The 2,656-nt window shown below is 61.7% G+C and carries 1 protein-coding gene; it reads left to right on the top strand.

Features of this window, described 5'->3' with window-relative positions; all coding sequences use genetic code 11:
* Positions 1 to 2,656: HEAT repeat domain-containing protein (locus ABX749_RS28885; RefSeq protein ID WP_372899088.1), on the top strand; the 2,656-nt coding region annotated here is incomplete at both ends.

The following is a 2,656-nucleotide window of genomic DNA, read 5'->3' on the forward strand; positions in this document are numbered from 1 at the left end:
GATCAACCTGCGGGTGCCCGCCGAAGCCCGGATCGAGATCGCTGCGGACGACCAGTATGAATTGTTCGTCAACGGGCACGCGATCGGCACGGGCCAATCGTCTCGGACCGTCGACGAGTATGACGTCAGCGAGTATTTCGAAGTCGGACGCAACATCGTCGCGGTGAAGGTCCGTAACCGTCGCGGCGACACCGCCGCACTTGCCGCTCGCGTTTCGGTCCGGCCTGAAAATAGCGACAAATGGTTCACCTTTAGCTCCGACGCCTCCTGGAAAACCAGCACCGACGACAGCGAACTGTGGGAAACCGTCGTCTTCAACGATCGCTTGTGGGGATCCGCGGCGGCCTTCGGACCGCTCGGCGACACCGCCCCGTGGGATCGCGTCGAAACCGAACCCGAACGCTCCGTTGCCGCATCATCCAAACCCGCCCCTTCCGCGCCTCCGACTCCACCGGCACCGATCGCCGCCAGCACCGGCCGATCGATCATGGCGTCCGGTGGACTGGCCGGACCAAACCAACCGAACCAAACGCCCCCTCCGGCCGCACCCACGACCCAACAGCGGGAACGGTTTCAAATCCAAAAAGGCTTCGGCGTCCAACGCATTCTGTCCGACGACAAGATCGGATCGGTGATCGCGATGACCTTCAACGAATTCGGCCACCTGTTGATCTCCAAAGAAAACGGGCCGCTGCTGCTGGCCTATGATGACAACGACGACGGTGTCCCCGAAACGGTTCGCACGTATTGCGACAAAGTGAAATCATGTCAGGGCATTCTGGCACTCAACGGCCAAGTGTTTGTCACCGGCGATGGCCCCGAAGGCCCGGCGTTGTACAAGTTGTCCGACAGCGATCGCAACGGAACGCTGGAGAAGGTTGAAGCGATCGTCAAATTCGTCGACGCGGCCGGTCGCCCGGCACGTCCCGGTGAACACGGTCCGCACGGTTTACGATTGGGTCCCGACGGCATGATCTATGTCGCACTGGGAAGCCACGTGCAAGCGGTCGGTGAAATCGGCGACGGACAAACCTATCGCGATGCCTACGAAGGCGACTTGCTGCCGCGTTACGAAGACCCCGCCGGTCACGGCCAAGGCATCAAGGCGCCCGGCGGAACCATCGTTCGAACCAACATCGACGGCAGCGTCATTGAACGCGTCGCCGGCGGACTGCGAAACCCCTACGACATCGTCTTTCATTCCGGCGGTGCCATGTTCGTGCACGATGCCGACATGGAAGCCGACGTCGACACCGCATGGTATCGTCCCAACGCCGTCTTCGATGTCACCGAAGCGGGTGAGTTTGGCTGGCGAACCGGTTGGGCGAAATGGCCCGAGTACTATTACGACCGCCTGCCCGACATGCTCGACACCGGACGCGGCAGCCCGACCGGAGGCGTCTGCTACGAACACTACGCGTTTCCCGTCCGTTACCAAAACACACTGTTCCTGGCCGACTGGAGCGAAGGACGCATCCTGAATGTTCGTCTGAAACCACGTGGGGCGAGCTTTGTGGCCGACAGCGAAGTCTTCCTGCAAGGCCAACCGCTGAACGTCACCGACTTGGAAGTCGGCCCCGACGGCGGGTTGTATTTCTGTACCGGAGGCCGGTCGACCGCCGGTGGCGTCTACCGCGTCATCTACAAGGGCGAGGTGCCCGACCGGATGAACAAACTCGGGACGGGAATCGCCGCCGCCATCCGCCAACCGCAAGTCGAATCGGCATGGACGCGTCAAAAGATCGCCTCGATCAAAAGCGAACTCGGTGACAGCTGGAACCAACTGGTCGCCGGAGTTGCCTACAGCGATGACAACCCGCCGGACTACCGTGTCCGCGCGATGACGCTGATGCAACTGTTCGGCCCCATCCCCAGCGAAGACCTGTTGCTGGAACTCAGTCAAGCCGAAAGCGAACTCGTGCGTGCGAAGTCCGCGCTGATGCTGGGCCGAGCCCCGGGGCCGCGCGGTGAAAAACGCCTTGCGGAACTTTTGGTAGACGACGCACCGGCAGTCCGACGGGCTGCATGCGAAGCGATGCTGCGAGGCAACATCACGCCCGAAGACGTCGACGGTCTGTTTGAGGTGATCGCAAGCGGTGACCGGACGCTGGCGTTCGTCGGCCGCAAGCTGCTCGAACGAATGCCCGCCGAAACCTTCCGCGACGAAGTGCTCGGCACCGACAAGACACGCGTCGCCATCGTCGGCATGCTCGCATTGGTCGACGTCGACCACAGTGAAAAAACAGCCTTGGCGGTCTTGGAACGCTGCAGCGAAATGATGACCGGATTCCTCAGCGATGCCGACTTCATCGATGTCTTGCGGCTCTGTCAGGTGACGTTGCATCGCAGCGGCCTGGATCCCGCAAAGGTCGCCCCGCTGGGCGCACAGATCGCCGAAGAGTTTCCTGCGGGCGAACCGAGAATCAATCACGAAGTCATTCGGCTGGCCACGTACCTCAGTTCCGAATCCTTGGCCGATCGCGCGATCGAGTACCTGGAATCCGACGCGCCGCACGAGACGCGCACCCTGGTGGCGATGTGCTTGCAATCGATGTCCGACGGATGGAACGCGAAACCACGCTTCGCGATCCTCAAGTTCTTTGAAAAAGCGGCCAACCGATCGACCGCCGGCTCGCTGCCGATGTACATGACCAAC

This window comes from Stieleria sp. (genome assembly GCF_041595215.1).
In the GTDB taxonomy this organism is placed as follows: Bacteria; Planctomycetota; Planctomycetia; order Pirellulales; family Pirellulaceae; genus Stieleria; species Stieleria magnilauensis.